Here is a 4,504-nt window from a genome sequence, read left to right as displayed (position 1 = left end):
GGCCGCCGAACCGCCGCAGCCGCCCCGCGTCACGGCGCCGGAACCACCGCCGCGCCGGGAGTCCGGCGATCCGCAGTGGCAGCCCGCGCCGGCCGAGGGGCAGTGGATCCCGGCGGGCGTTCCTGGCAGCAACTGGACCGCTCCGGAGCCCGAGAGCAGCGACGAATCTTCGGAGTACGTCGGCCGCCGGCGCGCGCCGGAGCCGACGATGTCCAGCCCGGCGCCGGAACCGCGGCGCGGTAAGCACTCGGCCGGGTCGGATGGACCCGATTCCACCCGCTCCGGGCCGGCACTGGCCGCCGAACCCGCGCAGCCGCCGCCACCCCCCGAGCCGGCGAGGGCGCCGGAGCCGGAGCCCGAGTCCGCGGAGGAGACCGCCGCCCGGCGGCACCGCAGCCTCGAGGACACCGGCGGTCAGTCGGTGGCCGACCTGCTCGCCCGGATGGGTACCGCCCCCTCCGGAGGCGGCAGGCGCAGGCGCCGCGAAGAGTGAGCTAGTCTGCTATCGACCGTCCGGTACCCGCAGCGCGGGACCGGAACGTAGGAATCCACGACAAGTTGCGAGGTCGTCTGCGATGGAGCAGCCCCCTGCGCGTGCGTCGGCCGTCCCAGACGGGCTGCGTCCGGCCCGGCTCACGGTCGGCCTGATCTCGGCCGGCCGGGTCGGCACCGCGCTCGGCGTGGCACTGGAGCGCGCCGAACACGTGGTCGTCGCCTGCAGCGCCATCTCGCAGGCCTCACGCAGGCGGGCCGAGCGCCGACTCCCCGACACCGCCGTGCTGCCCGTGCAGGACGTGGCAGCCCGGGTGGAGTTGCTGCTGCTCGCGGTGCCCGACGCGGAACTGCACGGACTGGTGGCGGGCCTGGCGGCCACCGGGGCGGTGCGCCCGGGCACGATCGTCGCGCACACCTCGGGAGCCAACGGGGTAGCGATCCTGTCGCCGCTGACCGAGCAGGGCTGCATACCGCTTGCCATTCATCCGGCGATGACCTTCACCGGGTCCGACGAGGACATCGCCCGGCTGTCCGAGGCGTGCTTCGGGGTGACCGCGGCCGACGAGGTCGGCTACGCGATCGCGCAGTCGCTGGTGCTCGAGATCGGCGGCGAGCCGTTCCGGGTGCGCGAGGATGCCCGCACGCTGTATCACGCCGCCCTGGCGCACGGCAGCAATCACCTGGTCACCGTGCTGCTCGACGCCGTCGAGGCGCTGCGGTCGGCACTGTGGGGGCAGGAACTGCTCGGGCAGGAACTGGTCGGTGGGGCGCCCGGCGGCATCGCCGAACGCGTCGTCGGTCCGCTCGCGCGCGCGGCGCTGGAGAACGCGCTGCAGCGCGGCCAGTCGGCGCTGACGGGTCCGGTGGCCCGCGGGGACGCCGCCGCCGTCGCCGGTCATCTGCGGGCACTCGGCGAGGTCGATCCCGAACTGGCCGCGGCCTACCGGGCCGACTCGCTGCGGACCGCGCAGCGGGCACACGCTCCCGAGGAGGTCTTCGCGGTGCTGGCCGAGGTGAACAAATCGTGATCGTGCGCAAGCCGCCGAAGTTCGCGGCCAATCAGCTCAACGTCTACGCCCGCCCGGCGGACGTCGCCGACGTCAGCCGCGCGCTGCGCACCACCGGCCGGCGGGTGATGCTGGTGCCGACGATGGGCGCGCTGCACGAGGGCCACCTGACGCTGATCCGGCAGGCGAAGCGGGTGCAGGGCGCCGTCGTGGTGGTCTCGATCTTCGTAAACCCGTTGCAGTTCGGCGCCGGTGAGGATCTCGACGCCTATCCGCGCACCCTGGACGACGACTTGGAGGCACTGCGCGCCGAGGGGGTCGAGGTGGCGTTCACCCCCACCGCCGCCGACATGTACCCCGCCGGACCGCGCACCTCCGTGCATCCCGGGCCGCTCGGCGCGGAGCTCGAGGGTGCCTCGCGGCCCGGGCATTTCGCCGGTGTGCTGACGGTGGTGCTCAAACTGCTGCAGATCGTCCGGCCCGACCGGGCCTTCTTCGGTGAGAAGGATTACCAGCAGCTGGTGTTGATCCGCCAGATGACCGACGACCTCGACGTCGACACCCGGATCGTCGGCGTGCCGATCGTGCGTGAAGGCGACGGCTTGGCGCTGTCCTCGCGCAACCGGTACCTCGACGGCGTGGAACGTGAACAGTCGCTGGCACTCTCGGCGGCGCTGCTGGCGGGCATGTACGCCGCGTCCGGGGGAGCGGCCGCCGTGCTCGACGCCGCCAGGGCGGTGCTCGACGAGGTGCCCGCCATCGATGTCGACTACCTCGAGCTGCGCGACAACTGGCTGGGCCCCGCGCCCGCCCAGGGGCCGGCCCGACTGCTGGTGGCCGCCCGGCTGGGCCGCACCAGGCTGCTGGACAACATCGCCGTCGACCTCGGCGCGAGCGCAGGCATCAACGGCCACCCCGGGGTGGCGGGACCAGACGACAACCACGAATTGCCCTGGAGGAACTGATGTTACGCACGATGCTGAAGTCGAAGATCCACCGAGCCACCGTCACCCAGGCCGATCTGCACTACGTCGGCTCGGTGACCATCGACGCCGACCTGATGGAGGCCGCGGACCTGCTCGAGGGCGAGCAGGTCACCATCGTCGACATCGACAACGGCAACCGGCTTGTCACCTATGCGATCACCGGTGAACGCGGCACCGGGATCATCGGGATCAACGGCGCCGCAGCGCATCTCGTTCATCCCGGTGACCTGGTGATTCTGATCGCCTACGGCACGATGGAGGACGCCGAGGCCCGCCGGTACCGCCCGCGGGTGGTGTTCGTCGACGCCGACAACAGGCAGGTCGACCTGTCGGACGACCCCGCTTTCGTGCCGGACACCGCGGCCGACCTGCTGTCGCCACGGTAATAACGTGCTCCTGGCGATCGACGTCCGCAACACCCACACCATCGTCGGCCTGGTCTCCGGCGCGGGCGAGCACGCGAAGGTGGCGCAGCACTGGCGGATCCGCACCGAGTCGGAGATCACCGCCGACGAGCTGGCGCTGACGATCGACGGGCTGATCGGCGACGACTCCGAACGCCTCACCGGGGCGGCAGGCCTGTCGACGGTGCCCTCGGTGCTGCACGAGGTGCGGGTGATGCTCGAGCAGTACTGGCCGTCGGTGCCACACGTGCTGATCGAGCCCGGCGTGCGCACCGGGATACCGCTGCTGGTGGACAACCCGAAGGAGGTCGGCGCCGACCGGATCGTCAACTGCCTCGCGGCCTATCACAAGTACGGCGGCGCGGCGATCGTCGTCGACTTCGGCTCGTCGATCTGCGTCGACGTGGTGTCGGCCAAGGGCGAGTTCCTCGGCGGCGCGATCGCGCCGGGCGTGCAGGTGTCCTCGGACGCCGCGGCGGCCCGGTCGGCCGCGCTGCGCCGGGTCGAGCTCACCCGGCCGCGGTCGGTGGTCGGCAAGAACACCGTCGAGTGCATGCAGGCCGGTGCGGTGTTCGGCTTCGCCGGCCTGGTCGACGGGCTGGTCAGCCGCATCCGCGCCGATGTCGACGGGTTCGCGGGCAACGACGTCACCGTGGTCGCCACCGGTCACACCGCCCCGCTGGTGCTGCCCGACGTGCGGACTGTCGGCACCTACGACCGCCATCTCACTCTCGACGGTCTGCGGCTGGTGTTCGAGCGCAACCGCGACAACCACCGCGGCCGCCGCTAGACCCCCTCCCGCGGCGATTTCGGCGCGCAAACGATCGCGCACCGAACGAAACCGCGCCGAAATCGCTCAGAAGAACGTGCGGATCAGGTCGACCACCCGGTTCTGCTCGTCGACCACCGGGATCACCGGCCACTTGTCGAACACCGTGCACGGGTGGGAGATGCCGAACTGCACCCAGTCACCGACCTCGGCGTGGTCGGCGGCGTCGAGCCGCAGGTAGGCGTGCTGGTCGTTGAGCTTGGTGACGGCGCCTGACATGCCGTAGGGCACCGGCAGGTCCTGGTCGAACGACACGTCGCGGCGCCCCATGGTCAGAAGCGCCAGTCCCGGTTCGGGCCGCGACACCACCTGCGCCCACACGCTCAGCGCCGCCTCCAGCGCCCCGTCGCTGGTGCGGCCCAGCGGCGACGTCCGGCGGTACAACCCGTCGTCATGGGTGAGGTAGCACCCGCTGCGGATCACGGTCCGCACGGTCAGTCCGTCCGGCCAGCCGCCCGTGAGGACGTCTGCGACGAGGTCGAAGTACGTGCTGCCGCCGGCGGTGACCATGACCTCGTCGGATTCGAACAGGCCGGCCAGGCGGACCACGGCGTCTCGCAGGTCGCGAAGGTAGCCGGTGACCACGTCCAGCGCGTCGGCGGTGACGGCGTGGCCACCCGCCGCCTCGTAACCGGCCACCCCGACCAGCCGCAGCCGCGGCGCCGCGACGGCCGCCCGCGCGACCGCGTCGTGACGGCGTGGCCACCCGCCGCCTCGTAACCGGCCACCCCGACCAGCCGCAGCCGCGGCGCCGCGACGGCCGCCCGCGCGACCGCGTCGACG

At 72.3% G+C, this 4,504-nt stretch carries 5 protein-coding genes and 1 pseudogene; 5 read left to right on the top strand and 1 reads right to left on the bottom strand.

Features of this window, described 5'->3' with window-relative positions; all coding sequences use genetic code 11:
- The 5 genes and pseudogenes from H7I41_RS19205 to H7I41_RS19185 all read left to right on the top strand — a co-directional run.
- Nucleotides 1-493: pseudogene (locus tag H7I41_RS19205) on the top strand (DUF6779 domain-containing protein); the annotation flags it as partial.
- A gap of 82 nt (nucleotides 494-575) precedes the next feature.
- Entirely contained in the window at nucleotides 576-1,523 is a 948-nt protein-coding gene (locus H7I41_RS19200) for a Rossmann-like and DUF2520 domain-containing protein (RefSeq protein ID WP_264014207.1), read from the top strand.
- Nucleotides 1,520-2,467: a pantoate--beta-alanine ligase gene (panC, locus tag H7I41_RS19195; RefSeq protein WP_264014206.1), complete on the top strand. Its 948-nt coding sequence runs from the start codon at nucleotides 1,520-1,522 to the stop codon at nucleotides 2,465-2,467. Before H7I41_RS19200 ends, panC begins: the two co-directional genes overlap by 4 nt.
- Entirely contained in the window at nucleotides 2,467-2,874 is a 408-nt protein-coding gene (gene panD / locus H7I41_RS19190; protein ID WP_264014205.1) for an aspartate 1-decarboxylase, read from the top strand. The genes panC and panD overlap by 1 nt, the downstream gene beginning before the upstream one ends.
- A gap of 4 nt (nucleotides 2,875-2,878) precedes the next feature.
- Complete coding sequence (locus tag H7I41_RS19185; protein ID WP_264014204.1) at nucleotides 2,879-3,682, top strand: type III pantothenate kinase; 804 nt, start codon at nucleotides 2,879-2,881, stop codon at nucleotides 3,680-3,682.
- Nucleotides 3,683-3,748: 66 nt separating this feature from the next.
- Here the strand turns inward: H7I41_RS19185 and H7I41_RS19180 are convergent.
- A partial coding sequence (locus H7I41_RS19180; protein WP_505011369.1) for a type III PLP-dependent enzyme domain-containing protein occupies nucleotides 3,749-4,504 on the bottom strand: 756 nt, incomplete at its 5' end.

It is taken from the genome of [Mycobacterium] manitobense (genome assembly GCF_025821665.1).
Taxonomy (GTDB): domain Bacteria; phylum Actinomycetota; class Actinomycetes; order Mycobacteriales; family Mycobacteriaceae; genus Mycobacterium; species Mycobacterium arseniciresistens.
The sequence above is the reverse complement of the archived record's forward strand: the minus strand, read 5'-3'. Positions and strand labels throughout refer to the sequence as shown.